The sequence below is a fragment of the Collinsella sp. TM05-38 genome (assembly GCF_003466445.1).
In the GTDB taxonomy this organism is placed as follows: Bacteria; Actinomycetota; Coriobacteriia; order Coriobacteriales; family Coriobacteriaceae; genus Collinsella.
Map to the genome: position 1 here is coordinate 146728 of NZ_QSPM01000002.1, position 26832 is coordinate 173559.

The 26832-nt window shown below is 61.2% G+C and carries 23 protein-coding genes; 6 read left to right on the forward strand and 17 right to left on the reverse strand.

All coding sequences use genetic code 11. The features are described 5' to 3' along the window. Positions 1 to 378: 378 nt before the first annotated feature. From DXD49_RS01530 to DXD49_RS01545, 4 genes are all read left to right on the forward strand, one after another. Positions 379 to 3420 carry an insulinase family protein gene (locus DXD49_RS01530; protein WP_117794019.1) on the forward strand — a complete coding sequence of 1014 codons (3042 nt, stop codon included), beginning with the start codon at positions 379 to 381 and terminating at the stop codon, positions 3418 to 3420. A gap of 313 nt (positions 3421 to 3733) precedes the next feature. Beyond that, positions 3734 to 3997: a type II toxin-antitoxin system HicA family toxin gene (locus DXD49_RS10030; RefSeq protein ID WP_117794020.1), complete on the forward strand. Its 264-nt coding sequence runs from the start codon at positions 3734 to 3736 to the stop codon at positions 3995 to 3997. Next, the gene (locus DXD49_RS01540) at positions 3990 to 4319 is read left to right on the forward strand and encodes a type II toxin-antitoxin system HicB family antitoxin (RefSeq protein WP_022094981.1); all 330 of its coding nucleotides are present in this window, start codon (positions 3990 to 3992) and stop codon (positions 4317 to 4319) included. Before DXD49_RS10030 ends, DXD49_RS01540 begins: the two co-directional genes overlap by 8 nt. A 121-nt stretch (positions 4320 to 4440) precedes the next feature. After that, complete coding sequence (locus tag DXD49_RS01545; RefSeq protein WP_117743128.1) at positions 4441 to 5037, forward strand: 5-formyltetrahydrofolate cyclo-ligase; 597 nt, start codon at positions 4441 to 4443, stop codon at positions 5035 to 5037. A 42-nt stretch (positions 5038 to 5079) separates the two neighbouring features. Here the strand turns inward: DXD49_RS01545 and metA are convergent, their stop codons facing one another. Then, complete coding sequence (gene metA / locus DXD49_RS01550; protein ID WP_117794021.1) at positions 5080 to 6006, reverse strand: homoserine O-succinyltransferase; 927 nt, start codon at positions 6004 to 6006, stop codon at positions 5080 to 5082. A 211-nt stretch (positions 6007 to 6217) separates the two neighbouring features. Between metA and DXD49_RS01555 the strand changes: the two genes are divergently transcribed. Then, entirely contained in the window at positions 6218 to 7195 is a 978-nt protein-coding gene (locus DXD49_RS01555; RefSeq protein WP_117794022.1) for an L-lactate dehydrogenase, read from the forward strand. Positions 7196 to 7328: 133 nt separating this feature from the next. Here the strand turns inward: DXD49_RS01555 and DXD49_RS01560 are convergent, their stop codons facing one another. From DXD49_RS01560 to DXD49_RS01615, 12 genes are all read right to left on the reverse strand, one after another. After that, a complete protein-coding gene (locus DXD49_RS01560; RefSeq protein ID WP_117735445.1) occupies positions 7329 to 8297 on the reverse strand; it encodes an SIS domain-containing protein in 969 nt (322 codons plus the stop codon). 144 nt (positions 8298 to 8441) lie between these two features. Then, on the reverse strand, positions 8442 to 9209 hold the full coding sequence (locus DXD49_RS01565) for a GntR family transcriptional regulator (RefSeq protein ID WP_233541716.1): 768 nt from the start codon (positions 9207 to 9209) through the stop codon (positions 8442 to 8444). Further along, positions 9209 to 11191, reverse strand: coding sequence for an ATP-dependent DNA helicase RecQ (locus tag DXD49_RS01570; RefSeq protein WP_117794023.1), 1983 nt, complete (start codon positions 11189 to 11191; stop codon positions 9209 to 9211). The genes DXD49_RS01565 and DXD49_RS01570 overlap by 1 nt, the downstream gene beginning before the upstream one ends. 207 nt (positions 11192 to 11398) lie before the next feature. Beyond that, a complete protein-coding gene (locus tag DXD49_RS01575; protein WP_117794024.1) occupies positions 11399 to 12118 on the reverse strand; it encodes a GntR family transcriptional regulator in 720 nt (239 codons plus the stop codon). Between the two features lie 104 nt (positions 12119 to 12222). Further along, positions 12223 to 13230, reverse strand: coding sequence for a YitT family protein (locus DXD49_RS01580; RefSeq protein WP_117794025.1), 1008 nt, complete (start codon positions 13228 to 13230; stop codon positions 12223 to 12225). 353 nt (positions 13231 to 13583) lie between these two features. Further along, complete coding sequence (locus DXD49_RS01585; RefSeq protein WP_158553134.1) at positions 13584 to 14213, reverse strand: HAD family phosphatase; 630 nt, start codon at positions 14211 to 14213, stop codon at positions 13584 to 13586. Between the two features lie 159 nt (positions 14214 to 14372). Continuing rightward, on the reverse strand, positions 14373 to 15356 hold the full coding sequence (locus DXD49_RS01590; protein WP_233502247.1) for an SIS domain-containing protein: 984 nt from the start codon (positions 15354 to 15356) through the stop codon (positions 14373 to 14375). Between the two features lie 199 nt (positions 15357 to 15555). After that, a complete protein-coding gene (locus DXD49_RS01595) occupies positions 15556 to 16389 on the reverse strand; it encodes a PTS system mannose/fructose/sorbose family transporter subunit IID (RefSeq protein WP_117794026.1) in 834 nt (277 codons plus the stop codon). Between the two features lie 13 nt (positions 16390 to 16402). Further along, the gene (locus DXD49_RS01600) at positions 16403 to 17197 is read right to left on the reverse strand and encodes a PTS sugar transporter subunit IIC (protein WP_117794027.1); all 795 of its coding nucleotides are present in this window, start codon (positions 17195 to 17197) and stop codon (positions 16403 to 16405) included. Positions 17198 to 17233: 36 nt separating this feature from the next. Next, positions 17234 to 18157, reverse strand: a complete 924-nt coding sequence (locus DXD49_RS01605; RefSeq protein WP_117794028.1) for a PTS mannose/fructose/sorbose transporter subunit IIAB — start codon at positions 18155 to 18157, stop codon at positions 17234 to 17236. 184 nt (positions 18158 to 18341) lie between these two features. Further along, positions 18342 to 19424 carry a DMT family transporter gene (locus tag DXD49_RS01610; RefSeq protein ID WP_158564838.1) on the reverse strand — a complete coding sequence of 361 codons (1083 nt, stop codon included), beginning with the start codon at positions 19422 to 19424 and terminating at the stop codon, positions 18342 to 18344. A gap of 362 nt (positions 19425 to 19786) precedes the next feature. Continuing rightward, the gene (locus tag DXD49_RS01615; RefSeq protein ID WP_117648180.1) at positions 19787 to 20779 is read right to left on the reverse strand and encodes an SIS domain-containing protein; all 993 of its coding nucleotides are present in this window, start codon (positions 20777 to 20779) and stop codon (positions 19787 to 19789) included. Positions 20780 to 20984: 205 nt separating this feature from the next. On the opposite strand from DXD49_RS01615, the gene DXD49_RS01620 reads away from it, so the two are divergent. Beyond that, positions 20985 to 21707, forward strand: a complete 723-nt coding sequence (locus tag DXD49_RS01620) for a GntR family transcriptional regulator (protein WP_117794030.1) — start codon at positions 20985 to 20987, stop codon at positions 21705 to 21707. A 124-nt stretch (positions 21708 to 21831) separates the two neighbouring features. Here the strand turns inward: DXD49_RS01620 and DXD49_RS01625 are convergent, their stop codons facing one another. The 4 genes from DXD49_RS01625 to mfd form a co-directional block, all read right to left on the reverse strand. Continuing rightward, a complete protein-coding gene (locus DXD49_RS01625; protein WP_117735434.1) occupies positions 21832 to 22413 on the reverse strand; it encodes a GNAT family N-acetyltransferase in 582 nt (193 codons plus the stop codon). Between the two features lie 78 nt (positions 22414 to 22491). Then, positions 22492 to 23517, reverse strand: a complete 1026-nt coding sequence (locus tag DXD49_RS01630; RefSeq protein WP_117735433.1) for a low specificity L-threonine aldolase — start codon at positions 23515 to 23517, stop codon at positions 22492 to 22494. Positions 23518 to 23562: 45 nt separating this feature from the next. Continuing rightward, positions 23563 to 24426, reverse strand: coding sequence for a phosphatase PAP2 family protein (locus DXD49_RS01635; RefSeq protein ID WP_117735432.1), 864 nt, complete (start codon positions 24424 to 24426; stop codon positions 23563 to 23565). Between the two features lie 154 nt (positions 24427 to 24580). Continuing rightward, positions 24581 to 26832, reverse strand: a 2252-nt coding sequence (gene mfd / locus DXD49_RS09715) for a transcription-repair coupling factor (RefSeq protein ID WP_199568913.1), incomplete at its 5' end; no start/stop codon positions are given.

Below are 26832 nucleotides of genomic sequence, written 5' to 3' on the forward strand. Positions count from 1 at the left end.
GACAATACCATGATTGCCTGTCTCTTTGCTGCTCAGTTATCTCTCATATTTATCTCTCACCTTTCTGTTATCTCTCGTATTAGAGACGAATGAGATATGAGAGATGTGTGGGCGGCGGATGAGCGTGGATTTTGGACGGTCGGGAAATGAGGGTGGGTATTTGGACGGTTTTTGGGCGTTTTGAGGCTGATTCCGTCCGAAAATCCACTCTCATTCGATAGGCGTCCAAATTTCCACGCTCGCGCGGCGGTCACGCGGGGCCTTTACCCAATCCGCCGGTATCGCCTTCAGTTCGCTGCAGAACCGCGGCCCCATATGGGTATACTCTCGAGGATTCGACTCGATTCGCCCCCGCTGGGGCGTCAAAGGAGGCTGCATATGCCCACCACCTCAACTGACCCTCGCGCCGCTGCCGCCGCGCTACTGGTGCCCGGAACCACCTGCCACGGCTTTACCGTCGAGCGCTGCGAGACCGTGCCCGAGCTTGACGCAGACGCTTACGTGCTGCGCCACACCGCCTCGGGCGCTCGTCTGCTGTACCTGGCGTGCAACGACGAAAACAAGGCCTTTGCCATTGGCTTTAAGACGCCGCCAGCCGATTCCACCGGCGTGTTCCATATTCTTGAGCACTCGGTGCTGTGCGGATCGGCCAAGTTCCCCGTCAAGGAGCCGTTTGTCGACCTGATCAAGAGCTCCATGCAGACGTTCCTCAACGCCATGACCTACCCCGACAAGACCATCTACCCCGTTGCCACCACCAACGAGCAGGACCTGTACAACCTGATGGACGTGTACCTGGACGCGGTGTTCAACCCGGCTATCTATACCAAGCCCACCATTTTTGAGCAGGAGGGCTGGCACTACGAGCTGGACCTGCCGGAGGGCGCCGAAGGCGAGGGCGACGCCGCGAGCCTGCGCGAGGGCACGCTGCGCTATAACGGCGTGGTGTTCAACGAGATGAAGGGCGCGCTGTCCGACCCCATGAGCGTGCTGGACGACGCCGTCAACGCCGCGCTCTATCCCGACACCGCCTATGCGCACGAGAGCGGCGGCGACCCGCGCGCGATTCCCGCGCTCACCTACGAGCAGTTCCTGGACACGCATGCGCGCCACTACAATCCTTCCAACTCCTACATCACGCTCTACGGCGACCTGGACGTGGACCGCGCACTGGCCTTTTTGGACGAGCGCTATCTGTCGCAGCCGAGCGCCGCGAGCCGCCGCATGGACGCAGCCGTTGCCGCCGGCGAGGACCCGTCCACGCTGGCACCCAATCCGCTGGGCGTGCAGGCGCCCGTGACCTGCGAGTACAAGCGCGTCGAGATGGCCACTACACCCGAGAACGCCCTGGTAGGCCTAGGCCTGGTGCTGGGCAGCGCGCTCGACCGCAAACGCACGATCGCGGCGGATATCCTGTTTGAGGCACTGCTGGGCTCCAACGAAGCGCCGGTTAAGAAAGCCATTCTGTCCGCCGGCCTGGGCGGCAACGTGGTGAGCTACACCGCGGCCGAGAGCCTGCAGCCCTACGAGCTCATCATGCTGCAAAACGCGCAGCCCGGCGTGGCGCGCGAGCTGCGCCGCGTGTTCCAGGGCGCCTGCCGCGACCTATGCGAGCATGGCGTTCCGCGCGAGCGCCTGGAAGCCATCATCAGCAGCAACGAATACGACCTGCGCCAGCGCGACTACGGTATCGCCGACGGCGTGGCCATTGCGTGCGATGCGCTGAGCACCTGGCTCTACGATGACAACGCCGCGACGCTGGCGCTCAAGTACGGCCCGGTGTACGAGGAGCTGCGTGGCGAGCTGGACGGCAACTATTTTGAGGACCTGCTGCGCGAGCTGGTGCTGGAAAACGATCACATGGCGCTGGTCGAGCTGGTGCCGGTGGACGCCGCCGAGGGTTCGGAGGGTGCCGAGGCCGCCGAGCTGGCAGCCAAGCGCGATGCCATGACCGATGCCGAGCTGGCCGACGTGGTCGAGCGCACGGCCGCGCTGCGTGCCGCGCAGGAGGCCGAAGACACGCCCGAGGCCAAGGCCACGCTGCCGCGCCTGCGCGTGTCCGACATTGGCGAGGCGCGCCCCGAGCCGCCGCTGGTCGTGGACACCACTGCGCCCATTCCCTGTCTGCGCCACGGCATCCCCACCAACCGTCTGGCCTACGCCATGCAGTATTTCGACCTGAGCTGCGTCGCGTTTGAGGATCTGCCCTATGTGACGCTGCTCTGCCGCCTGCTCAAGCAGCTGCCCACACGCGAGCATTCGGCCGAGGAGCTCGACAATTTACTTGCCGGCAAGCTGGGCTTTTTGAGCTTTACGACCGAGGTCATGACCCAGCCCGACGTGGACGGCGTGCGCCCCTACTTGCTGGTGAGCGCCGGCGCCCTGTCCGAAAAGATCGACGCGCTGGCGAGCCTGCCGCGCGAGGTGTGGTCGAGCACATTGCTGGCGGACGCCGATGCCGACCGCGTGCGCGACGTGCTCACGCAGATTCGTATTGGGCTTGAGCAGGGCTTTATCAACAACGGCCACTCGGCGGCGCTCGGTCGCGCGATGAGCTACAGCTCGCCTTCGGCCGTGGTGCGTGAGCAGCTCTCGGGCGTAGACTTCTACCTGTTCCTGCGCGATTTGCTCGACCACTTTGACGAGCGCCTGGACGGCCTGCGTGCCAGGCTTGCCGAGCTGGCAGGCCGCATCTTTGTGGCCGACGGCTGCCTGGCGAGCTTTACCGGCAGCGATGAGGACTTTAACGCGTACTGGGCCGCCGCGGGCGACTTGGGGTTGAGCGCGGACGCTGGCGGCGGCGCTGCCGGCCGCGACGCGCTCGTGGTGCCGGTGCCGCGCGACCGCCACGAGGCCTTTGTCATCCCCAGCGACATCTGCTTTGCGGCAAGCGCATGCGACCCGCGCCGTCTGGGCATCGACGTGACGGGCGCCTGGGCGGTTGCCGCCAACGCGCTCTCCTACGATTACCTGTGGAACGAGATCCGCGTAAAGGGCGGCGCGTACGGCTGCGGATTCCGCGCGGCCGGCGAGCGCCAGGCGGCGTTCCACACCTACCGCGACCCGGCAATCGATCCCTCAATTGAGCGCGTGGCGCGCGCGGGCGAATGGCTCGGCAACTTTGAGCCCGACGAGGCCGCCTTCGAGGGCTTTATCGTAAGCTGTGTGAGCGGCATGGACGCGCCCGTGAAGCCGTACGCGCTCACCAAACGCCGCAACACGACTTACCTGGCCGGCCTCGATCCCGACGCGCGCGAGAAGCGCCGCGCCCAGATACTTGCCGCCACGCCCGGTGAACTGCGCTCGCTCGGCGCCGATGTGACGCGCATCGCAGCCGAGTCGCCGACCTGCGTCTTTGGCGATCGAGACGTCATCGCCAAGAGCAATGCCGGCTTCAACGTAGTCGACCTTCTGGCCTAACCACCAAAGGTAGATTTTTGGGACATGTCTGAAAATCTACCTTTTTTCTGCGGTTTGAGCGGGGCGGCGCAGCCCACCGCGGCGGTTTGTCTCAATCTGTAACATCTAGGTCCAATTTTGCCGAGTTACTGTTACAGATTGAGACAAACCGCCGCAGACGCCCACTCCACAGCACAGACCACCACAAAGGTGCCTGTCTCCTTCCTCAGTTGTGATTCGAACACTTGTTCTATACGCACACATGTTCTATAGTAGAGGTGCTTGCATCAAACTGAAATTGCAACTAGAATATAGTTGCAGAATGTGAGGCGGGATGACTCGATCCGATAAACTCATCGCCCAGCTGCTTAGCTGTCCTTCAACGTATAGATTCGCTGACTTTCTTAAAGTTATAGCTTCATATGGCTTTGAAATGGACAGCAAAGGCAAGACATCCGGATCGCGCGTTCGCTTCTGCAGGCCATCAGATGGCAGGACGTTCGTAATGCACACGCCTCATCCATCTGACGAATTGACAGCGGGGACCATTCGAAACATCGTTCGCTTTCTGCAAGATGTCGGAGGTAGTCATGAGTAACGTTTTGGCATATAAGGGTTATTTCGCCCCGGTCGAGTTCGATGCCGAACAGCATGTGCTAACAGGTATGGTCGCCGGCATTAGGGACGCAATCGTATTTGAAGGCTCCACGGCTGAAGAAGTGGAGCAATGCTTCCACGACGCCGTCGACGATTACCTTGAGTTTTGCGCCGAGAAGGGCAAGGAACCCGAGCGGGCTTTTAAGGGCTCGTTCAACGTAAGAACGGGCTCTGAGCTCCACAAGCAAGCAGCACTGGCGGCGGCAAAGAAGGGTGAGTCACTCAATAAGTTTGTGACTGAAGCGATCGCTGCGGCGCTGTGAAGCCAACGTCGAGTCGAAGCCGCCACAAAGGGCGCCTTTGCGGCGGCTTCGACGTTTGCCCAGATAAAACCTGCCAAAATAAACCTGTCCCTATTTGGTAGGTTTGGGAGAGGGAGCTGGGATGGATAAGGCTGAGTTGCGACGGGCGGTGATTTCCCGGCGCGATGCTCTTGATTTGGATGTGCGTGCGGCAAAGTCCGCCGTTATCTGTACGCGGCTGGTTGAGCTGTTGGATCGCTCGGATGCCGCGGTGCCGCACACCGTTGCCATCTATGCCGCGATGGGTTCCGAGGTCAACCCTGCCGCGTTTGCCGCTGCGGTCGCCGCGCGCGGCTGGCGCGTGGCCTATCCGTGCATGCTCTCGGCAATTGATGCCGCAGCTTGTGGCCAGCGCATGTGTATGCGAGCAGTTGCCGCCGACGATGCGTTCGCGGCTCCGTTTATCGCCCACCCCGCGCGGGCCTTCGCGGCCACGGACATCGACAGCGGCCGCTTCCCCATCGTGCCTGCCGAAGCACTCGACATGATTGTTGTGCCGCTCGTGGCCTTCGATCAAACCGGCGCGCGTCTGGGCTACGGCGGCGGTTGCTACGACCGCTACCTGCCCATGCTCTCACCCGCATGCCAAATCATCGGCATCGCCTTTGACGAACAACGCATCAACCACGTCCCCACCGATGCCCACGACCTGCCGCTGCCCGACATCATCAGCGCCTAATCGCCGCCACATCAGCCACGGCTACAGCAGTACCATCGCAGTCTAGTGCTCCTCGCCGGCGCGGGCTAGGTCGTAGGGCGTAGTCTGGTAGACGTAGTAGTTGAGCCAGTTGGTATAGAGCAGCTGAGCCTGGCTGCGCCAGACGTTGCGCGGCTCGGTCGTGGGGTCGTCGTTCGGGAAGTAATGCGCCGGCACTTGAGGGTTGAGTCCGCGCTTCACATCGCGCTCGTACTCCAGGCGCAGCGTGTCGGTATCGTACTCGGGGTGGCCAAATACAAAGAAGCGGCGACTGTCGGTCGACTTGACGATGTACAGGCCCACCTCGTCGGACACGGCCACGACCTCAAGCTGCGGCTCGGCCTCCACGTCCTCGCGGCGCACATCGGTGTTGCGCGAATGCACGGCATAGAATCGGTCGTCAAAACCGCGGACCAGCGGGCTCTGCGGCTTCACCAGATAATGCTCAAAGACGCCGCTCGCCTTTGCCGGCAGGTCGTACTTCTGAATACCGTAATGATGGTAGAGCCCCGCCTGCGCGCCCCAGCAAATGTGCAGCGTAGAGTGCACGTGTGTGGTGGACCAGTCCATGATCTGGCAGAGCTCGGGCCAGTAGTCGACCTCTTCGAACGGCATCTGCTCCACCGGCGCGCCCGTGATGATCAGGCCGTCGTAGTGGATGTCGCGGATGTCGTCGAACGTGCGGTAGAACGTCTCCAAGTGGCCGGCGCTCACATGCGTGGCCTCGTGCGTCTTGGTGCGCAACAGGTCCACCTCCACCTGCAGCGGCGTGTTGGAGAGCTTGCGCATGATCTGCGTCTCGGTGGCGATCTTGGTGGGCATGAGGTTAAGGATGAGCACGCGCAGCGGACGGATGTCCTGGTGCAGCGCGCGGTACTCGGTCATGACAAAGATGTTCTCACTCTCGAGCTGCGCGGCGGCAGGGAGGGCGTCGGGAATGCGAATGGGCATGGAAGCTCCTAACGAGTCAGTTGCAGCTATGGTACAACGAGCGACCCCATCCGCGCGAGCACATCGCCCAGCGATGCCGTCGACGGCCCAAATCACTCCAAAAGTAGAAATTAAGGCATGTCCCAAAAATCTATTGCACTTTAGTCTAGCAAAGTGGCAACAGGACGCTACAATGGTTCGACGCGAAAAACTCGGCCGGAAGGATACGTATATGTACCAGACGCGTAAGATCGGTGTGGTCGGCCAGGGCCACGTAGGAGCACATGTCGCCAACAGCCTGCTTATGCAGGGCATTGCCGACGAGCTGTACCTGTGCGATATCAACGAGGCCAAGGTGACGTCCGAGGTCCAGGACCTGCGCGACTCCCTTTCGTTTGTCCCGTACAACACCAAGATCGTCAACTGCTACGACCGCTACGAGGAGCTGGCCTGCTGCGACGTCATCGTCAATGCCGCCGGCAAGGTCGCGCTGGCCGCTGGCAGCCGCGACGGCGAGCTGTTCTTTACCACCGACGCCGCGCGCACCTTTGCCAAGCGCATCGTCGACGCCGGCTTTGACGGCATCTTCGTGAGCATCTCCAACCCCTGCGACGTCGTGTGCACCGAGCTGTGGCACCTGACCGGCTACGATCCCAAGAAGATCATCGGCTCGGGCTGCGGCCTGGATTCCGCCCGCCTGCGCACCGAGATCTCCAAGAAGATCGGCGTGAGCCCCAAGTCCATCGACGCCTACATGATCGGCGAGCACGGCTTTAGCCAGCTTGCCGCCTTTAAGGCCGCAACCATCGCCGGCAAGAGCCTCACCGAGCTTCAGGCCGAAAACCCCGACAAGTACGCCTTCGACCACATGGAGATCGAGGAGCTCGCGCGCAAGGGCGGCTATGTGACCTACGCCGGCAAGCAGTGCACCGAGTACGCCGTCGCCAACTCCGCCGCGCGCGTCTGCGCCGCCGTGCTGCACAACGAGCACGCCGTGCTTTCGGCCTCTACGCTCATGACCGGCCAGTATGGCGAGGAGGGCATCTTTACCTCCCTGCCGTGCGTAATCGGTGCCGAGGGCGTCGAGGAGGTCTACACGCTCGACCTTTCCGAGCACGAGCTCGAAGGCTTCCACAAGAGCTGCCAGCACATCCGTGACAACATTGCCCAGCTCGACTGGTGGGATGCCGAGGCCTACGACGCCAAGTAGGTCGTCGATTGACGCAATACTTTGCACACACAGATGCAATGCAGAGCGGGCCGCGCCGGAAACCCACCGACGCGGCCCGCTTTTTACGCACGCTGTTCGCTTGCGAATCGAAGGTGAATACTTTTCCCGGTACCTAGTACTGCTCGACACCCATATAGCGACGAACCTCGGGGCTGTGGTCGAACACCTTGCCGCGGGCGGCGCGCAGCTCGCAGCTCATCGCGTAGAAGAAGATCGGCTCCAGGAACGAACGCACGCTGGCCGGCACCTCGCCCACGCCGTACTCGAGCGCATCGAGCACCATGACCGTATCGGTATGCGTGTTGAGGAATGCGAGCGCGCGCTCCTCCATGGGACGGCACTCGCCCGATCCGAGCTGCACAAAGTAGAACACGCCGGGCTCGGTGGCCTCGAAGGGGCCGTGGAAGTACTCGCCGGAGTGGATGTAGCAGCAGTGCTGCCACTGCATCTCCATGAGCGAGCAGATGGCCATAGCGTAGGTCTGGCTAAAGTTGGGGCCGGAGCCCAGGATGTAGAAGAACTTGTGCTGCTGGCAGAGCTCGGCAAAGCGGTCGCCCAGCTCCGCGTTGACCTTCTCGCGGGCGGCGGGCAGCAGCGCGTCCATCTGCTTAAGGCCGGCATACATGTCGGCGAGCGCCTCGTAGCCTTCCTGCTGGTCGAGCAGCTCGGCAGCCATCAGAACGCCGATGCCCTGCGGGACCTCGGCCTGCGACTCGCCCTTGCCCCACGGATAGACCCAGGTGGTCCACTTGCCGTTGTCGATCTTGGAGCCCGCATAGTCGGTCATAGCCACGACCTCGGCACCGGCAGCCAGCGCCATCTCGCAACCGTCGACGACCTCCTGCGTGTTGCCGCTGTGGCTGCAGGCGACGACGAGCGACTTCGGCCCCAGGCTCTTGGGGGCCATCAGGCAAAACTCGCGCGCGGTGTAGACCGTCGAGGCAAACGTGGTGGCCTCGCGCTTGAGCAGCTCGTTGGCCGGCATCAGGTCGATCATCGAACCGCCACAGGCGATCCAAAAGACGTTCTCGATCTTACCCTTGCGCTCGATAATTTCCTGAATCAGATCGTGTGCGTTCACCGTGACGCTCCTCCTTGTGTGGCGGCTTTGAACGACGACAGCTCGTACCTGCGATCGTTCTATGTTGTCCTATTTATAACATGCGAACTGTCACAGGTGAAGTCGTTTCAGCAAATTTGTTCTATGTTGTTCTGTCTATGGGCGTTAGATGTCAAACAAGTAGCGCGAGCCCACGATCTTTTGGCGCCCGAGCAGCAGGGGCCGCCCGTCCGCATCGGTAAAGTACGCCTCCATATAGAAGAGCGGCTCGCCAACCGGCACCTCCAGCAGCGGGGCCGCCTGAGCATCGGCAAGCGCAATCTCCACGGTGCAGGGGTCGGACTTGAGCGGTGCGCGGCCCGAATGCTCGGCAACGAACGCAAAGATCGAGTTATCGGCGAGGTCCTTATCGGCCAACGTCTGCAGGTAGGGATGATCGGCCAGCACAAAGGCGTTGTTCTCGAGCATGACGGGCACGCCATCTGCCGTGCGCACGCGCTCGACCACGATAAGCTCGCAGCCGGGCTCCACGCCAAAAAACGCCGCGTCCTCGCGCGTCGCCGCAACCACCGTGCGCGACACCAGGCGCGCTCCGGCCACCATATCGTTGGCAGCACAACCCTCAGTAAAACTCTGGACGTCACCCTTCTGGCGAATCTTGCGCTTGAGCTTGGGCGCACACACAAACGTGCCCCTCCCCTGCTGGCGGCTGAGATACCCCGCGCGCGACAGCTCCTCGATGGCGCGGCGCACGGTGATGCGTCCCACGCCGTAGGACTTCGCGAGCTCCATCTCGGAAGGAATACGCGAGCCGGCCGCGTACACGCCGCGCGCGATCTCGCCCTTTAGGTCGTCCATAACCTGCTGGTACAGCGGCACGGCGGACACCTCGGCGCGCTCGGAACGTTCGGTCTTGCTATCGGCTGTCATCATTACGCTCCATCCCGCGCATGCTCGGACTCAAATTCTTCAATCGCCGCCATAAACTGCTCGCCAAAGGCGTCGGCCTTTTTCTCGCCGATACCGTTGACCCGGATAAGCTCCTCGCGTGTCTGAGGGCGCAAGCGGCACAGGCCGCGCAGTGCCTTGTCGGAAAAGACCATGTACGGCGCCATCTCCAGCTCGGTCGAGATCTCCTTGCGCAGCGCACGCAGGCGCTCGAACAGCTCGGCATCGTCGCCCACGCGCGGACGCTGATCCAGCTCGGCCTCCTCGCGCAGCAGATCCACCGCACGGCGGGCACGGGCCGAGGCCTTGCGCTTGGACGCGCGACGTTTAACGGTAAAGGCGAACGCCTCATCCTCGACCTCGACGGCACGCGGGCCCAGCCCAACGACCGGGTACTGCCCCTGCGAGGTTGCCAAATAACCGCGGCCGCACAGCTGGCCGATGATGTCCTTGATGCGCCCGACCGATTCGCTCGACAGCTCACCGTAGCCGCGGTCCTCGTCCAGATGCATCTGGCGAATGCGCTCGGTGTTGCCGCCGTGGAGCACGTCGGCGATCAGCGACTTGCCAAAGCGCATGGGACGCGTGGCCACATAGCGCACGGCGGCGCGGGCCATATCGGTGACGTCCTCGACCTCGAACCGTGTGAGGCAGTTGCTGCAGTTGCCGCAGCCCTCGGCCTCGTCCGTGGCGGCGCCACCCGCACCAGCTGCGGTCGCATGCTCGGCCGCGGCCTCGTCTCCAAAGTAGCGCAGCATGTATTCGCGCAGGCAGCCGGTGGTATTGCAGTAGCCTTCCATCTGACTGAGCAGGCGATATCGATTCTGAAGCGCCCACGCGCGCTGCTCATCGTCGAGCGCCTCGTCGGCCGCATCGCCGCGGTCGATCAAAAATCGCCGCATGCGAAAATCGTTGCCATTCCACAGCAGGTGACAGCTGGCAGGATCGCCATCGCGGCCGGCGCGACCCGCCTCCTGATAGTAGGCCTCGATGCTCTCGGGCACGTTGTTATGGATGACGTAGCGCACGTTGGGCTTGTCGATGCCCATGCCAAAGGCGTTGGTGGCAACCATCACCTGAATGTCGTCGTCGATAAAAGCGCGCTGGCTTTGGCGACGGGCGTCGTTGCCCATGCCGGCATGGTATCGGCCCACGCGAATGCCGCTGGGGCACAGCGCCTCGGCAAGCTCGCCGGCGAGCGCATCGACGGTCTTGCGGGTCGAGCAATACACGATACCGCTCTCGCTCGAATGCGCGATCACATAGTCGCGCACCCAGGCGGCCTTAGCCTTGTCGCCCATCTCCTCGCAGCCAAAGTAGAGGTTCTTGCGGTCGAAGCCCGTCACGACCGTGGCCGGGTCGCGCAGGCCGAGCATCTGCTGAATGTCCGCGCGCACGCGCTCGGTCGCCGTAGCGGTAAAGGCCGCCACGATGGGGCGCTGCGGCAGGGAATCGATGAACTCGCGAATCTGCAGGTAGGCGGGGCGGAAATCCTGGCCCCATTGGCTTACGCAGTGGGCCTCGTCAATGGCCACGAGCGGCACGCCGATGCCGCCGTCCGCCGCGGCCTCCTGCGCAAAGGCTAAAAAGCGCGGCTCGAGCAGGCGCTCGGGCGCCACGTACATAAGCTGGTAGCGACCCTCGCGCGCCCGCTTGAGCACGGTGTTTTGCTGGGCCGGAGTAAGGCTGGAGTTGAGATAGCTGGGGCGCGCACCCGCCGCGAGCAGCGCGCGGGTCTGGTCCTCCATAAGCGATAGCAGCGGGCTCACCACAAAGGTGATGCCAGGCAGCATGAGCGCGGGCACCTGGTAGCAAATGGACTTGCCGGCGCCCGTGGGCATAACGCCCAGCGCATCGCGACCGGCAAGGATCGCATCGACCATGCGGTCCTGCCCCGGGCGAAACGAGGTGTAGCCAAAATAGGCGCCGAGCGTGTCGAGCGCCATCTGCTGCATGCTATCGGTCATGGTTTCCTAACGTCAGAATCCTCTGCCGCCGATTATACGCCGCCACGCGGACCAGCGCCGAGCTGCCGCTAGCCACGAGCAACGCGTTCCGAAAGGAACGAGAGTGGATTTTTGGACACCCGACGAACGAGAGTGGATAATCTCCCACTTTAAGGCCGCCACCGGACCTAAAACGGGAGATTATCCACTCTCGTTTTCTATCCCGAACTACATCACCATAACGTAGCGCGATCCCACGTAGTACTGCTTACCCATCAGGACCGGCTCGCCGTTGGGACCGGTAAAGCCGGCACGCAGGTTGAGCAGCGGATCGTGCGGAGCAATGCCCAGCTCGGCCGCCTGCTCGACGTTAGCTCGAACGGCCTCGACCGTACGGTAGCCAACCGAGACAATCGGCGTTCCACCAACACGCTCGACCTCGGCAAAAATCGACTTGTCCTCAAGATCGGCCGTCAACAGCTCACGGTATGTATCAAACGGCACAAAGATGTTTTCCTCAAAGATGGGCTCGCCATCGGCCGTACGCACGCGCTTGATATGCAGCAGCAGCGCGTCCTTCTGCAGGCCAAAGAACTCCATCTCGTTTTGACGCGCCGGCACAATCTGGCGATCGACCACGTGCGCGCCGGCCTTCATCCCATTGTCGGCACACAGTGCGGTAAACGTCTGCAGCGTCGAAGCATGGAACTGACGGTTGATGTGCGGCGTGGAGACAAACGTGCCGCGACCCTGCTGCTTAACCAGATAGCCATCGGAGCACAGCTCCTCGACGGCGCGGCGCACCGTAATACGACTCACCTCGTACTGCTCGGCAAGCTCAAGCTCGGACGGGATGCGCTCCTTGGGTGTATAAACACCTTTCTCGATCGCTTCCTTGATCTCGTCGTAAATCTGCTGGTAAAGCGGTGCATTTTTGGGCGCTGGCATGACTGTTCACTCTTATCAAAATATCGAAATAACTAATACGTATATAACGTCTTTTTATATGTTACCTCAGTTTGATAAAACGATACACCGCATACAGCAAATCTTTACTTGCCGTCGTCCTGCTGCAAGCTTTCCTGATCGTGCAGACGGGCCTGCCTGCTGGCCATGCGCGCGGGCTTGTCGGGATCAGGAACGGCCGTGGGCATGGGCTCGTCGACATGGCCGCCCCACCAGCCGCCCACAAAGTTGAGCGTGTGGAACACATTGATCACTGCGCCGGGATCAATGTCGCACACCAACTTGATGATGTCCTGGCTCTCGTAGGTCGAGACAACGGCGTGCAGCAGGTACATCTTTTCGCGGCTGTATCCGCCAACGACCTCGGCGCAGCTAATGCCGTGCTGAAAATGGTCAACATAGGCGGTCATGACCTCGTCTGCCTTGCGCGTCGTGATCTGCAGCGTCACGCGGTCGTAGCGGCGGTAGAAGCTGTCGATGGTCTTGGTCGAAATAAACTGGAACACGATGGAGTACGCCGCATTGTCCCAGCCGAACATGAAACCGAAGATCGCCAGGATAAAGCAGTTAAAGCCAAAGATGACGCCCCATATGGTCTTGCCCGTGTGGTTGGAGACCCACAGTGCGATAAAGTCGGTGCCGCCGGTGGACGCGCCGGACTTAAGCGCAATGGCGGCGCCCAGGCCCGAGACCACGCCGCCAAAGATGATGAGCATGATCGTGTCGCCCAAAAACGGGGCGAAGTGAAAGATATTGAGGAACAACGACGAGAGCACGACCTGCATCATCGAGAAGATGACGAAGCGCTTGCTGATGCCGCTCCAGCACAGAAGCGCCACGGGGATGTTGAGCGCGAGCATGCCGAGCGAGATATCGATATGAACGCCGCCGAGCGAGGTGACGCGATCGAGTAAGACGGCGACGCCGGTGAGACCGCTCGGTAGCAGGTCGGCGGGCTGAATGAACGCCTGGATCAGAAATGTCTGAAGAATGGCGGAAATCGTGACCGCCACGGCAGTAATGGCGCGGCGGACGATGGTGAGGCGGCCGAGCACGAGCACGCGGTCCGTGAGCTGATCGATGGCGTTCGCCACGTAGGCTCCTTTCGAAGGCAGATGTAATTGTGGGGCATGCCGGCGATTGTAGCATGGAGCGCGAGTGGGCGCTTCAATTCACCCTCTCTCGACAACCAAAACGAGCCTGCAGCTCCCCAACCAAAGAGCCAAATTCTAAGTGAGTAGACTTTTTACGATCTGCCGAGCACACCAAAAACTGCCACCTCTGTGACCTGCGGTTTTACTAAAGCAGATACGCTTTGTGCTCGGCATGTGCCAAAAAGTCTACTCACTTAGCCTGAGTCGAAGTCAAACGGATCAAAATCCAAGCCAAATTAAGCCAATCCGCCGCAAAAGACGTGCGAATCTGTACTACTCGTGGTGGATCGACGCTACAAAGCGGCCAAAATGTCGGCCAGGTTGTCGATGATGGTGTCGGCGGCGGACTGATCCAGGTTGACGCCCTCGTGCGGACGCAGCGCCAGGACGCGGGCGCCGGAGCGCTTGCCGGCCTCAATGCCCATAGGCGAGTCCTCGATAACCAGGCACTCGGCCGGCTCAACACCCAACGCCTCCATGGCGCGCAAATAGATCTCGGGGTCGGGCTTAAACGCACTGCACTCATGGCCGCTGATGGTGTAGTCCAGCACGTCGGCGATACCGGCAATCTCCACCAGCTCGTCGATGAGCTCACGGTAGGACGAGCTCGCGATGGCACACTTCACGCCGCGCTCGTGCAGCTCACGCATCACCGGCTCCGTCTGCTCGTTGAGCAGCTCGGCATACGGAACGGGATGGACCGGGCTGTAGACCTGCTTGTACTCCACGCGCAGGCGCTCGCGCAGCTCAACATCGTCGGGCACCAGCGACTTCCAAATGGCGGGCTCGTTAGACCCCGAAAGATCGGGGATCTCGTCAAAGTGGAACCCTTTCTCTTCCATAAACGCCACGCGGCGACGATTGTAGAACCACTCGGTATCGACCAGCACGCCGTCCATATCAAACAGCACTGCCTTGATCATACGCATCTCCTCCCACTTGCCAAAAAGGGACAGGTTTATTTTGGTAGGTTTTATCTGGGGTTTTGCGGCGCGTGCGCACACGCCCTCCCCAGAGCAAAAAGGGGACGGGGCAAAACCCCATCCCCTCTCAATCAACCCGTAAGGTTAACTTACTTGTGATTAGTAGGAAAGCTTCCACATGTAGCGACGCATGGTCAGCGGGTGCTGACGGGCCTCGGCGATCTGGTTGCCGTACTCGCGCATAACGGCGAGGTGCAGCAGCGGGTTGAAGTAGGTGACGACGCTTGCCGGCACGGCGTCGGCCAGGCCGTAGTCCTTGGAGTCGATCAGAGCGACCTTGGCGCCCATGCGCTGCAGGAAGGTGAGGGCGCGAGCGTCCATCGGACGGGTAGCACCGTCGGACATGAAGAAGACGTAGGGCTTACCCTCGGTGGAAACCTCGAACGGGCCGTGGAAGTACTCGCCGGTGTTGTAAGCGGCGGCGTCAATCCACTGCATCTCGGTGAACAGGAAGGCGGCATGAGAATAAGCCATCTTCTCGGAGGCACCGGAGGCCATGAAGTAGATCATCTCGTCGTCCTTGAAGTCCTGGGCGAACTGCTTGGCGAGGCCCTTGGCGGACTGAGCGGCGTTCTCGCAGAGCTCAAAGACGTTGGTGAGGCCGGTGATCATGTCCTCGTAGTGGTCATAGCCCTCGGTCTGCTGAAGGATCTCGAGAGCAAGGGCGATGGCATAGCCGGGCTTCTCGCACTTGGCAGCATAGTTGGCGTGGAAGCCGTGAACGATGACGTGGTCGGCGTCGACGGTCAGAGCGGAGCCAGCCTTGTTGGTGAGGGAGACGACCGGGCAGTTGTGCTTCTTAGCGGTCTTGTTGGCCTCGACGGTCTCGGGCGTGGAGCCACCGAGGGAGCAGGTGATCACGAAGGTGTGCTCGTTGACCCAGGAAGGCGTGTCGTAGTTGAACTCGTTAGCGGTGAAGATCTGAACGTTCAGCTTGTCCGTGTTGTTGGCCAGGAAGTACTTGGCGGGGTAAAGATCGGACATAGAAGCACCGCAGCCGACGAAGGCGACGCTGTGGATCTCGTGGTTGGACAGGACGTCAGCGACGATCTGCTTAGGGAGGTTAAGGTCGATCTCGTACATCTGACACATTCCTTTCGAATTTTTGCGGCGTCACATTGCCGGACGCTCGCAGGGTTACCGTGGTTAGGACCGAGTCGCCGGCCCGTTGAGGATGCGACAAAGGGACTGTCCCTTTGACACATTTAGGGATGGAAGCCTGCCTGGGGTATGGGATGCCAGGCAGGCCCCCGGGGGAAAGCGGTTAGACGCTGGGTCGCGACTAGGCCAGGATGCCGGCCGCGGAGAGGGCGATGCCGCCCACGATGGCGATCACGAGAAGCCAACCGGTGTTGACGTTCTTCTTGATGAGCCAGTACATAAGGCCGGTGAGGCCAAGGGAGATCATCTGGGGCATCATGCCGTCCAGGATGTCCTGGATAACGACGGTACCCTCAGCGAACTGCAGCGGGGTGGTGGCGCCGATCAGCGTAGCGATCATGCCGCCCACGGACATAAGACCCACGATGCCGCAGACATACATGAGCTTCTCCATGAGGTCGCCGCCCTGGAGCTTGCCCAGGTACTCGTGGCCACCCTGGTAGCCCATCTTGGCGGCGAACCAAGTGATCAGCACGGAGGGCACGATGGAGATGAGCATGGCCAGGATCGGGCCCATGATGGAGCCCTGCTGAGCCAGCTGGACGCCCAGACCAAAGGCGATGACGCGGATGGTGCCCTGGAAGAAGGAGTCACCGATACCGGAAAGCGGGCCCATGAGGGAGGTCTTGACCGCGTTGATCGAATCGGGGTCGAAGTTCTCGGGATCCTTGGCGTACTCCTCCTCCATGGAGGCGGCGAGGCCCAGGACGAAAGCGCTCGTCTGCGGGGTGCAGTTGTAGAACGCCATGTGACGATGGTAGGCCTCTTTCTTAGCAGCGAGCTGCTTGGGGTCAGACTCGTCGGGGTAGAGGCGGTCGAGCGTGGGAACCATGCCGTAGAGGAAGCCCATGTTCATCTGACGCTCGTAGTTCCAAGAGGCTTGGATGGCCCAGGAGCGCCAGAAGAACTGGCTGACCTTCTTGTTCAGGGACACGTCCTTGGTTGTGGTTGCCATAGTGTGTTCCTCCTTAGTCTTCGTCGTCTTCGAGCGGATCGTAGTCGGAATCGACACCGGCGGCTGCATGGGAACCGTTGAACTTGAAGCCCATGAAGACGACAGCCAGGCACACACCGATCAGAGCGACCGCGATGACGGACAGGTTGAGGTAAGCGGCGAGCAGGAAACCGATGAACAGGAACGGGGTCATACCCTTCTTGATCATCATGGTGAGCAGCAGGGCCAGACCGTAGGCAGTCATGATCTTGGTCGAGACGTTCAGACCAGTAGACAGCCACTCGGGAACCATGTTGACGATGGCCTGGACCAGGTCGGTACCGACAAAGACGGCCAGGAAGATCGGCAGGAAGTACATGATGGCGTACAGACCGGAGCCGACGCAGATGTGCATGCGGTAGGCGGTCTTGAACTTGCCGTTATCGATCGCGCTATCGGCCACATGGGTGAGGGCGGCGATGATGGAACGGAACACGATGCCGAGGAGCTGACCCAGGACGGCGACCGGGATGGCGATCGTCATGGCGGTCTCGGCGGAAGCATCGGTCAGGCACGCGAAGGCAGCTGCCACGATGCCGCCAAGGACCATATCGGGCGGAACGGCGGCGCCGACCTGCACCAGGCCCATGGACACGAGCTCGACGGCGGCACCGACGGCAAGGCCGGTGGGCACATCGCCCAGCAGCAGACCGACGAGCGTGGCGCCAACGAGGGGCTGCTCGAAGTTAAGACGACCGAGCAGGCGGGAGTCCCACATGCAGAACACGCCGACGAGGCCGACGAGCACCGCACTGATGAACGTATTCATACCCTTCTCCTTTCAGTCAGGCAAAAGCCTGGTTGATTACAGCTTGGCGTCGATGTCGACGCTCTGATACGTGGGGGTCTGCTGGACGTAGAGCTTGATGCCCATGTCGAGCAGCTGGTTGACGTCGGCCTTCTGGGTGGCGTCGAAGAAGACGGAGCTGTCCTTGCCGCCGACCTGATCGGCACCGTCGTGGTTGGCGGTGGCGCCCAGGTTGATGGCATCGAGCTTGTAACCCTGGCAGAACTGCAGCATCTCGGCCGTGTTGCCAAAGACGAACATGACGCGCTCGCCGAGGGTGTTGAGCTTGTCCATCTTGGCAAGGGCACGCTCGACGGTGAAGACGTTCAGGCGCACGCCCTGGGGCTTGGCCAGCTTAAGAGCACCCTTCTTGATGTCATCGTTGGCGGCAGCATTGTCGACGACGATGATGCGCTCGGCCTGAACCTTGGTGGTCCAGGTAAAGACGACCTGGCCGTGCAGCAGACGGTAGTCAAGACGTGCGAGGACGATCTTGGCGGGACCGGAGCTGTGACGGGGCGCCTTGGCCTTCTTAGTGGGGGCCACGACAGCCTCGATCGGCGCGTTGGGGTTGGTCAGACCGGTGCGGGCCTCGTTGATGAGGGCCGCGAGCTCGGCGCCCGTGACGGGGACGGGGCTCATAGCAAGCGTCAGTGCCAGCGGAATGTTGAAACCGCTGATCACCGTGAATGCTGCACCGTTGCGGGAAAGCTCGACCATGCTGTTGTTGACCGAGCTGCCGAGCATATCGGTCAGCACATAGACGGTGTCGTCCGCGTTGAACGTGGCGATCAGAGCGTCCACCTTATTGGTGATGGGCTCCTTGTCGTCACGAGCAAGCGACACGACGTGGACGTTCGACACGTCGCCGAGAACCATCTCGAGCGTGTCTTTGGCGCCTGCGGCCAGGCCGCCATGAGATGCGAGAATGATCTGATTCATCTTGCCTCCTCCTTTTCGTTATGGTCATTATAACGTCTTATACGTTGCGAATATTGATAATTATTATAAGAACCACTCACGGCCAAATATCGACCGTTCGCGGGTTTAACTGACTGGAAACGAAAGCGCCGTGGCTCGTTGGACAGTCCCGCTCAGTTACGTTCCCCAAGGGCTTACACTGCCTCTATCGCACGAAATACCAGGGGCTTTCCTGCACGGTGGGCTCCAGCGCGATGCCGGTGCGTTCCTTAAACAGATCCATGTCTTGAGATTTTTCGGTCCACCACGCGTTGGGCTTAAAGGTCATGCTCTCGACAATACGTTTGACAATGACGCTATTCCGCAGCTTGGAAAAGTCGGTGTTCATGATCAGGATGGACGCGAGCACCAGCACAATACCCAGGACCTTGATCGCGCCGACGGGCTCCGCGTAGATACCAATGCCCACAAGAACGGTGACGACCGTCTCGAATGACATTACGACGGGAACTTTCGACGTCTCGAGCCCCATGGACAGACCCTGCATATATAAGATGTAAGCCACGGCTGTGGGGATGAGTCCAAAGCCAAGGAACAGCAGCAGCAGCTGTGGCGACATTGCCGCGGCGACATCCGGCCACGGAGCCGCGATAGCTGCCATAACCGCACCGCCAAAAACAAAGCCCCAAAACGTGACGGCCAGCGGGTGGACCGTCTTGGTTGCTATTCGGCTAAACACCGCGAGCGACGCCCCACAAAGGCCTGCAATCACGCCCGACGTGACGCCCCAAACCGAAAAATGGAAACCGGAAAGGTCGCCATTGGTCACTGCAAGTACACAGCCACCTATGTTAAAAGCGATGGCAACAAGCTTGTTGGGGGTCACGTCCTCGCGATAAAGCACGCGGCCGAGCACGACGCCAAACACCGGCGAGGTATAGAGCAGCACCGAGGCCGTGGACATGCCCACCTCGCCCATGCACTCGTAATAGCAGGTGTTGGCGGCGGCTAAACCGACGATACCGACAAGTGCGCAGGAAACAAGCTCTTTAGGGCTTGCCTTGAACAGGGCCAGCGGACCCTGAGCCACGGTAGACCCCTCATCCGGACGGCAGCCCATAAACATCAGGACCGGCGCCAAGATAAGCGCTCCGACCAACAAGCGAAAGGCAGCCATGCTCTGGGACGAAACACCCATGGCCGAGATGCCGTTTACAAAGATTCCGATGCTGCCCCACATAAGCGCGGCGATCAGCACCAGCACATAGCCCAGATTGCTTCTCTTCAACGTAGCCTCCTTGGCTTTGTTTCCAGTATGTTTCATGCTACGTTATAGTCGTTATATACATTTATCAAGACACAAATCGGCAAACGGGAAATCTCTAGACAAAAGGAGTGGAGTCATTGGGGACGTTCTTAAACGACTAGTCAAACAAAAACGTCCCCAATGACTAGTCACCCAACTGCCGCAAAATGACGAGAGTGGATAATCTCCCACTTTGAGCCCCCAAACATGCCAAAAACGGGAGCTTATCCACTCTCACCTTGGGGCAGTCGTTTAAGTACGTCCCCAATGAGTGGCCCGCCGCAGGTAGAGGACGGACAGCGCAGCGTCGAGCCGTTACGCGGTTTGGTAAAACCGCGTAACTCCTAGTAGTCCAGCTTCCACATGTAACGGCGCGTCATGTAGTCCTTGTGGGTGACGGCGGAGAGCGCACGCATGTAGACGTTGTTGAGGATCGGGGCAAAGATCAGGTGGTTGAAGTACTCGCTCACGCTGTCCTTGATGTCGTTGAGACCGAGCTCCTTGGCATCGAGCTGATAGACGCGCTCGCCACCGTACTGGTTGACAAAGCGGATGCCGCGCTCGTCGTTGCAGCGGCTGCGGCCGACGCTGATGAGCTGGAACAGCGAGGTGCGCTTGTCCAGGATCTCGAAGGGGCCGTGGAAGAAGTCGCAGGTGTTGATGGTGCAGGAGTCGATCTGCAGCATCTCCTGCACGTTGCAGATGCTAAAGACATAGGCGGCACCAAAGAGCGGACCCTGAGCCATGACGTTGATGCAGGGCTTGTCAGCGTTCTGCTCGGCCCACTTGGCAGCGAGCGGACGGGTGTACTCAACGGCCTTGCGATAGATAGGATCGACCAGGTCGAAGGCTGCCATAGCGGTCTCGTACTCGGCATAGCCCTCGGTCTGCTGCGTAAGCTCCATAGCGATCATGGTCACAACGGCGGAGTTGGTGCGGCCCATGCAGGACTCGTCGACGGCCAAGCTGTCGTACTGAATCTTGTAGTCACAGACCTCGGTGAGGGCGGACTCGTCAACATAGATGGCGATGGTGCTGGCGCCGTGGTCCTTAGCGACCTGAGCGGCGACAATGGTCTCCTTGGTGCCGCGCATGGAAACGACGACGGCCAGGGTGTTCTCGTTGACGTAGGCCGGGGTGGCGTGCACGAACTCGTTGCTGGTGTAGCTGGAGCTCACGACCTGCGTAGCCTCGTGCTCCATAAAGTACTGGGCAGGATAGTTGCCGCCGTTGGATCCGCCGGCGCCAATCCACACAACGCGCTTGATGCCGCCCTTGTCTGCCTTGTCAGCCAAAACCTGGGAGACGACATCCTTAACCTGTTCCTGAGTAGTCATCGTGCATCAGCCTTTCTTCTCATTTGATGCTCTTGATGGCATACAAGTTACATACATGTTTTAGCGATGTCGACTAGTTGTATGCTATATTTGTCTTAGATATTTTGCTGATACGGTATATAAATACTCGTTACCAGCGGTTTTGTTGTTGAATTGGATACATGCTTGATTAGGCAAGCATACAGGTTAGATACAGGTTGATCGCATGAGCGCTTCATCTAAAAAGAAACTGACCCAATACGAGCGTCTGGCGGCCACGCTTCGCGACCGCATCGCTGCCGGCATCTACGCCTGCGGTGACAAGCTGCCGTCCGAAATGGAGCTCATGGACGAATCGGGGCTGTCGCGCAGCACTGTGCGCCATGCCCTTAAGGTGCTTGTTGACGAGGGCCTGGTTCGCACCGAGCGCGGGCGCGGCGCCTTTGTGGCTGACACGCCGGCGCTCCACGAGAACAACCTGGTGTTTTCGAGCTACACGGCGCAGATCCAGGGCCAGGGCATGAAGCCCACCACGCGCACGGTGGACTCGGGCTTTGCCAAGGCTGCCGGCGACGTGGCCAAGTTTTTCGATGCCGCCGTGGGCAGCAAGCTCGTCAAGCTCGTCCGTCTGCGCTATCTAGACGATGCGCCGCTGTGCTTGGAGACCACCTATCTGCCGCCAAGTTTTGAGGCGCTCATCGATCGCGATATCAACGGATCGCTCTACACCGCACTGCGCCAGGAGTTCCATCGCGCGCCGGCGCAGGGGCACAAGACCTTTGAGGTGTGTTATGCCTCGCAAAACGAGGCGTTTTTGCTCAATGTGAAGCGCGGGCAGGCGCTGATTCTGATCACCGACTACGTCTACGACACCGACGGCCGCCCGCTGCACATCTCCAAGCGTATCCAGCGCACCGACCGCGCCAAATACACCGAGCCCATCGGCTAACCACCACCAAAACCACCACAATGGGGACAGGCACCTTTGTGGTGGTTTTTAAGGTTAACGCGCCAAAAACGGCCGATTTTCGAGAGAAACCACCACAAAGGTGCCTGTCCCCATTGTGGTGGTTTTAGGCGAGGAGGTCGGGGAACCAGGTTGGTTTGGGTTGGTTGGGGACGCGCTCGGCTAGGACCAGCTCCATCCAGCACATGTCGTACCAGCGGCCGAACTTTTGGGCGCAACGGTCGAAGGCGCCCACCAGGCGATACCCCATATGGGCATGGAAGTCCTGGCTGTTGTGCGTCAGATACTCGTCGTCTTTGTCGTGCGGTACGGCGATGAGCGCGCACATGTTGGTGATGCCCATCGCGACCAGGCATTGCTTGAGCGCATCGTGCAGCTTGCGACCCAGCCCACCATGGCGCACATCGCGCGCCAGGTAGATTGACGTCTCGACCGACCAGTCGTATGCCTCGCGGCTGTTGAGCGGGCTCACGTAGGCATAACCCACCGGACGCCCGTCCAGCTCCATCACCAGATACGGATAGCGCTTGAGTGTACGCTCGATGCGCCCGGCGAACTCCTCAACGCTCGGCACCTCGTATTCGCAGGTAATCGCCGTCTGGCGCACATACGGCTCATAGATGGCAAGCAACGCCGGCGCGTCTTCGGGCGTCGCCAGGCGAATCGTCGGCTCGGACATCTCGGCCATACAACCCTTCCCTCTCAAAAGCAAAGGCCGCCCCGCGCCAAACCCAGGTGCAAGGCGGCCCCTCGTCATTACATCAACCTACAGGACAGCCGCCAGCGCGTCGATGTCCTCCTGCGTCGTGGCCCAGCTGGTGCAAAAACGTACCACGGTGTGGGCCTCGTCGTACTTTTCCCAGTACTCGATCGAGGCATGTTCGCGAATGCGGGCCATGTCCTCGTTGGGCAGAATCACGAACTGCTGGTTGGTCGGCGTCTCCAAGAAGAACTGGTAGCCGCGCTCGTGCAGCACGCGACGAAGCGCCTGCGCGGCCTCGATTGCCTGGCGACCAACCTCAAAATACAGGCCATCGGTAAAGAGTGCCTCAAACTGCACGCCCGTCAGGCGGCCCTTGGCAAGCAGCGCTCCGTGCTGCTTAATGCGCGGAATGGGATGTGCCGGAGCGTGCATGCCGCAAAACACCACGGCTTCGCCGCAAAGCGCGCCGCACTTGGTGCCGCCAATGTAGAACACGTCGCACAGCTGTGCCAGCTCGGGCAGGGTAATGTCGCACTCATCGGCTGCCAGCGCATAGGCCAGGCGGGCGCCATCCACAAACAGCGGAATCTGGCGCTTCTGGCACACCGCATGAATCGCCGCGAGCTCGGCCTTGGAGTACAGCGTGCCGTACTCGGTCGACAGGCTCACATACACGGCGCCCGGGAATACCGTGTGCTCGTAGCTCTCGTTTTCGTAGAACACCTGGATATAGTTTTCGAGATCCTCGGCGTGCATCTTGCCCTCGTAGCCGGGGATGGTGAGCACCTTGTGGCCGCCAAACTCGATGGCGCCCGCCTCGTGGCAGGCAACGTGGCCAGTCTCGGCAGCAACGACGCCCTCGTACGGCGCAAGCAGCATGTCGATCACCGTCGCGTTAGCCTGCGTGCCGCCCACCAGGAAAAACACGTCGGCGTCAGGCGCCTGGCAGGCCTCGCGAATAAGTTGCTTGGCACGCTCGGTATGTGCATCGGTACCGTAGCCGGGTTGCGGCTCCATATTGGTGTCGACGAGCGCCTGCAGCACCGCCGGATGTGCGCCGTGGGAATAGTCGTTGTTGAACGCGAGCATGATAATCCTCTCTAGCCGGGCACGAGCCCGATGATTCAGATGGGGCTATTGTACGCCGCCCGGATAAGCAATGCGCGCGGCAAGGCACTCGAGCGCCAGCACCAGGGCAAAGCCGCAGCTCACGTCACTCAAAAAGTGCGCGCCAATCACGATGCGACCAAAGGCGACGAGCGCCGCAACCACAGCGGCGACCCAAAAGACCACGCGGCGGCGCGACGGCTTTTCCTTAAAGGTCGCCGCGGGAAGCCCGGCGAGCATAAGGCCGATCGCCGCGTGTGCCGTGTGTCCGCTCGCAAACGACTTAAAGCCGTCCTTGATCACGCCGGCGGCGATATAGGCCCACTTGTCGGGGTTACCGATCACCCACCACGGCTGAAAATCGAGTCCCTGCGTCACCGCGATCACGCGCATGCGCGGGCGCGACCACAGCGGCTTGACGATCACGTTGAGGATGACGGCCTGGGCGACCCACACGGCAAGCACCATCAACGCCCAGCGCGTGAGCTCTTTGGGATCGGTATCGCGCGTGAGGCGGCAGACGATAAGGTTGGCGGCGATGACCAGCACAAACGTCAGCACCAACTGTGCTGCGACAAGTTTGCCGCCAACCCGCAGGGACGAAACGACCTCGTAGCCAGTCAGACCGACGTTGACAAGGATGCCGAGCACGGCGAGCCATTTGCTCCCCCTGGAGTCGGGACGCACCGCGCGCACGAGCATAACGCCCGCGATGCTCGCCGTCAGCTCGAACGGCAGCTCGCCGGCGGCCTCGATAAAGCGGCCGTACATGCTAGCGATGTTAAACAGCGCGCTCGAGATCTGATAATCGAAAAAGCTGCCCACGCACAGACAAAGGCACAGGACAACCGCGATAGCAGCGGCATCTTTCTTGTAAATGTACCCGAACATGCTTTCCTTTCGATGGGGCGAAGGGTCGACCCGCAACGTGGTGGGACAAAGTTATCAGTAGTTTTTGTCCCAGGGTTGCTTGCGTTGACAGGCTCGATGCGACTGTCGCACCTGGGACAAAACTACTGATAACTTTGTCCCACCGACTTACTTGTTAGTCGTCGTCGCTCGCACCCAGCTGCTGCAGCAGCATGAGTGCGGCCGCCACGGGGCCGATGCCGTCGTTGGCGTCGAGACCGCGGCCCAGGCCGCTGCCTGCGCCGGCGCCCGCCTTGTAGGGCACCGATAGCTTGCGGCTCTTGGGGAAGTTCACCGCGCCATAGCGAGTCTTGAACTCAAAGGCCACCTTCTTGGGCACGTCGACGCCCAGGAAGGTAATGCGCCCGCCGCTGAGCGTGACACTCTCGAGCCCCAGGCGCTCGCCGCGAATACGAATGCGCGCGCGGTTGAACAGGTTGAGTCCCGCCAACGGCAGCTCGCCATGCGCGGCCTCAGTCTCTTCCTGCACCTCGTCGATGCTCTCCAGGTCCTCGGCCGCCGCGAGCTTACGGTACACGAGCACGCGCTGATCCACCGCCGGCAGGTACTCCTCGGACAAGAAGTAGTCGGCCGGCAGGTTAATGCCCACGTTCGCCGCCTCCACGCCGGCATCGTCGTCGCCGCGCGCCTCGGCCACGGCCTGGCCCAGCATCTGCGTAAACAGGTCAAAGCCCACGCTCGACAGGTTGCCGTGCTGCTCGGCGCCCATAAGCGAGCCGGCGCCACGAATCTCCAGGTCGCGCATGGCGATGCGCATGCCGCTGCCCAGGTCCTGGAACTCGGACAGTGCGGTCAGGCGCGCCGTTGCCTCCTCGGTAAGCGGCAGCTCGCCCGGGAACATAAAGTATGCGTAGGCCTGCGTAGCCGAGCGGCCCACACGGCCCTTGAGCTGGTAGAGCTGTGCCAGGCCCAGGCGCTGCGAATCCTCGATGATAAGCGTGTTGGCGCACGCGTTGTCGATACCGCTCTCCACGATGGTCGTGGCAATGAGCACGTCGATCTTTTTGGTCGCGAACTCGATCATCACGTCCTCGACCTCGCGCGGGCTCATCTTGCCGTGCGCCACGCCCACGCGCGCCTCGGGCGCGGCCTCGTGCACGCGCGCCACGGCGTCGTCAATGGTCTTGACGCGATTGGACACGTAGTACACCTGTCCGCCGCGACTCACCTCCAGGCGAATCGCTGCACTCACCACGTCGGGGTCGTACTCCCCCACGTGCACGATCACGGGACGACGCCCAGTCGGCGGTGTCGTGATCAGGCTCATGTCGCGCACGCCGCTCGTGGCCATCTGCATGGTTCGCGGAATAGGCGTTGCCGAAAGCGTGAGCACGTCAATCTGCTCGCGCAGGTTCTTGAGCTGCTCCTTGTGCTGCACGCCAAAGCGCTGTTCCTCGTCGATGATCACCAGGCCCAGGTTCTTGGGGTTCACATCGGCCGAAAGCAAGCGGTGCGTGCCGATGAGCACGTCGATCGTGCCCTCGGCAAACGCCTTGAGCGCGCGCTTTTGCTGCGCCGGCGTGCGGAAGCGGCTGAGCACCTCGACCTCAAGGCCAAACGGGGCAAAGCGCTCAAAGAAGGTCTCGTAGTGCTGCTGGGCCAGAATGGTCGTGGGGCAGAGCACCATGACCTGACGGCCGGAGTCCACACACTTAAACGCCGCGCGCAGGGCGACCTCGGTCTTGCCAAAGCCCACGTCGCCGCACAGCAGGCGGTCCATGGGCTTGGGCGCCTCCATGTCGGCCTTAATGTCGGCGATAGCCTCCAGCTGGTCGCGCGTCTCGTCGTAGGGGAAGCTCTCCTCCATCTCGATCTGCTCGGGCGTATCGGGCGGACAGGCGATACCGGTAATCGACGAGCGGCGCGTATACAGGTCGACCAGATCAAACGCCAGCTTTTTGGCGTTCTTGCGCGCCTTGTTGGTGGCACGCGTCCAGTCGGCGGTATTGAGCCTAGTCAGGCGCGGCTTGTCGCCGTCGGGGCCAACATAGCGCGTGATGCGGTCGACCTGCTCGAGCGGCACGTAGAGCTTGTCGCCATCGGCATATTCCAGCAAAAAGTAGTCGCGCTCCTTGCCGCCCACTTCCTGGCGCGCAATCTCGCTAAAGAGCGCGATGCCATGCGTTGCGTGCACCACGTAGTCGCCCGGCTTAAAGGGGAAGGTGATCTGCGTAATGTCGACCTTGCGGCGGCTGCGGGCACGGTTGGCATCCATGCGGGCGTTGAGGTCGGCGATCGAGAACACGGCTAGATTGGCATCGGGCACCACCACGCCCTGCGGCAGAGCGGCATCCACAAAGGTCACGCGCCCGCGCGAGATGGTGGGCACAGCGGCACCGGCGGCAGCCTGGGCCGCGCCCGCCCCCG

What these genes read in the sequence shown, in the direction of transcription:
- DXD49_RS01600 (WP_117794027.1), bottom strand. Translation starts at nt 17,197, where the DNA reads ATGAATACGTTCATCAGTGCGGTGCTCGTCGGCCTCGTCGGCGTGTTC.
- DXD49_RS10030 (WP_117794020.1), top strand. Translation starts at nt 3,734, where the DNA reads ATGACTCGATCCGATAAACTCATCGCCCAGCTGCTTAGCTGTCCTTCA.
- DXD49_RS01565 (WP_233541716.1), bottom strand. Translation starts at nt 9,209, where the DNA reads ATGATGACAGCCGATAGCAAGACCGAACGTTCCGAGCGCGCCGAGGTG.
- DXD49_RS01540 (WP_022094981.1), top strand. Translation starts at nt 3,990, where the DNA reads ATGAGTAACGTTTTGGCATATAAGGGTTATTTCGCCCCGGTCGAGTTC.
- DXD49_RS01635 (WP_117735432.1), bottom strand. Translation starts at nt 24,426, where the DNA reads ATGTTCGGGTACATTTACAAGAAAGATGCCGCTGCTATCGCGGTTGTC.
- DXD49_RS01585 (WP_158553134.1), bottom strand. Translation starts at nt 14,213, where the DNA reads ATGATCAAGGCAGTGCTGTTTGATATGGACGGCGTGCTGGTCGATACC.
- DXD49_RS01595 (WP_117794026.1), bottom strand. Translation starts at nt 16,389, where the DNA reads ATGGCAACCACAACCAAGGACGTGTCCCTGAACAAGAAGGTCAGCCAG.
- DXD49_RS01605 (WP_117794028.1), bottom strand. Translation starts at nt 18,157, where the DNA reads ATGAATCAGATCATTCTCGCATCTCATGGCGGCCTGGCCGCAGGCGCC.
- DXD49_RS01530 (WP_117794019.1), top strand. Translation starts at nt 379, where the DNA reads ATGCCCACCACCTCAACTGACCCTCGCGCCGCTGCCGCCGCGCTACTG.
- DXD49_RS01620 (WP_117794030.1), top strand. Translation starts at nt 20,985, where the DNA reads ATGAGCGCTTCATCTAAAAAGAAACTGACCCAATACGAGCGTCTGGCG.
- DXD49_RS01575 (WP_117794024.1), bottom strand. Translation starts at nt 12,118, where the DNA reads ATGCCAGCGCCCAAAAATGCACCGCTTTACCAGCAGATTTACGACGAG.
- DXD49_RS01625 (WP_117735434.1), bottom strand. Translation starts at nt 22,413, where the DNA reads ATGGCCGAGATGTCCGAGCCGACGATTCGCCTGGCGACGCCCGAAGAC.
- DXD49_RS01590 (WP_233502247.1), bottom strand. Translation starts at nt 15,356, where the DNA reads ATGTACGAGATCGACCTTAACCTCCCTAAGCAGATCGTCGCTGACGTC.
- metA (WP_117794021.1), bottom strand. Translation starts at nt 6,006, where the DNA reads ATGCCCATTCGCATTCCCGACGCCCTCCCTGCCGCCGCGCAGCTCGAG.
- DXD49_RS01615 (WP_117648180.1), bottom strand. Translation starts at nt 20,779, where the DNA reads ATGACTACTCAGGAACAGGTTAAGGATGTCGTCTCCCAGGTTTTGGCT.
- DXD49_RS01630 (WP_117735433.1), bottom strand. Translation starts at nt 23,517, where the DNA reads ATGCTCGCGTTCAACAACGACTATTCCCACGGCGCACATCCGGCGGTG.
- DXD49_RS01570 (WP_117794023.1), bottom strand. Translation starts at nt 11,191, where the DNA reads ATGACCGATAGCATGCAGCAGATGGCGCTCGACACGCTCGGCGCCTAT.
- DXD49_RS01555 (WP_117794022.1), top strand. Translation starts at nt 6,218, where the DNA reads ATGTACCAGACGCGTAAGATCGGTGTGGTCGGCCAGGGCCACGTAGGA.
- DXD49_RS01545 (WP_117743128.1), top strand. Translation starts at nt 4,441, where the DNA reads ATGGATAAGGCTGAGTTGCGACGGGCGGTGATTTCCCGGCGCGATGCT.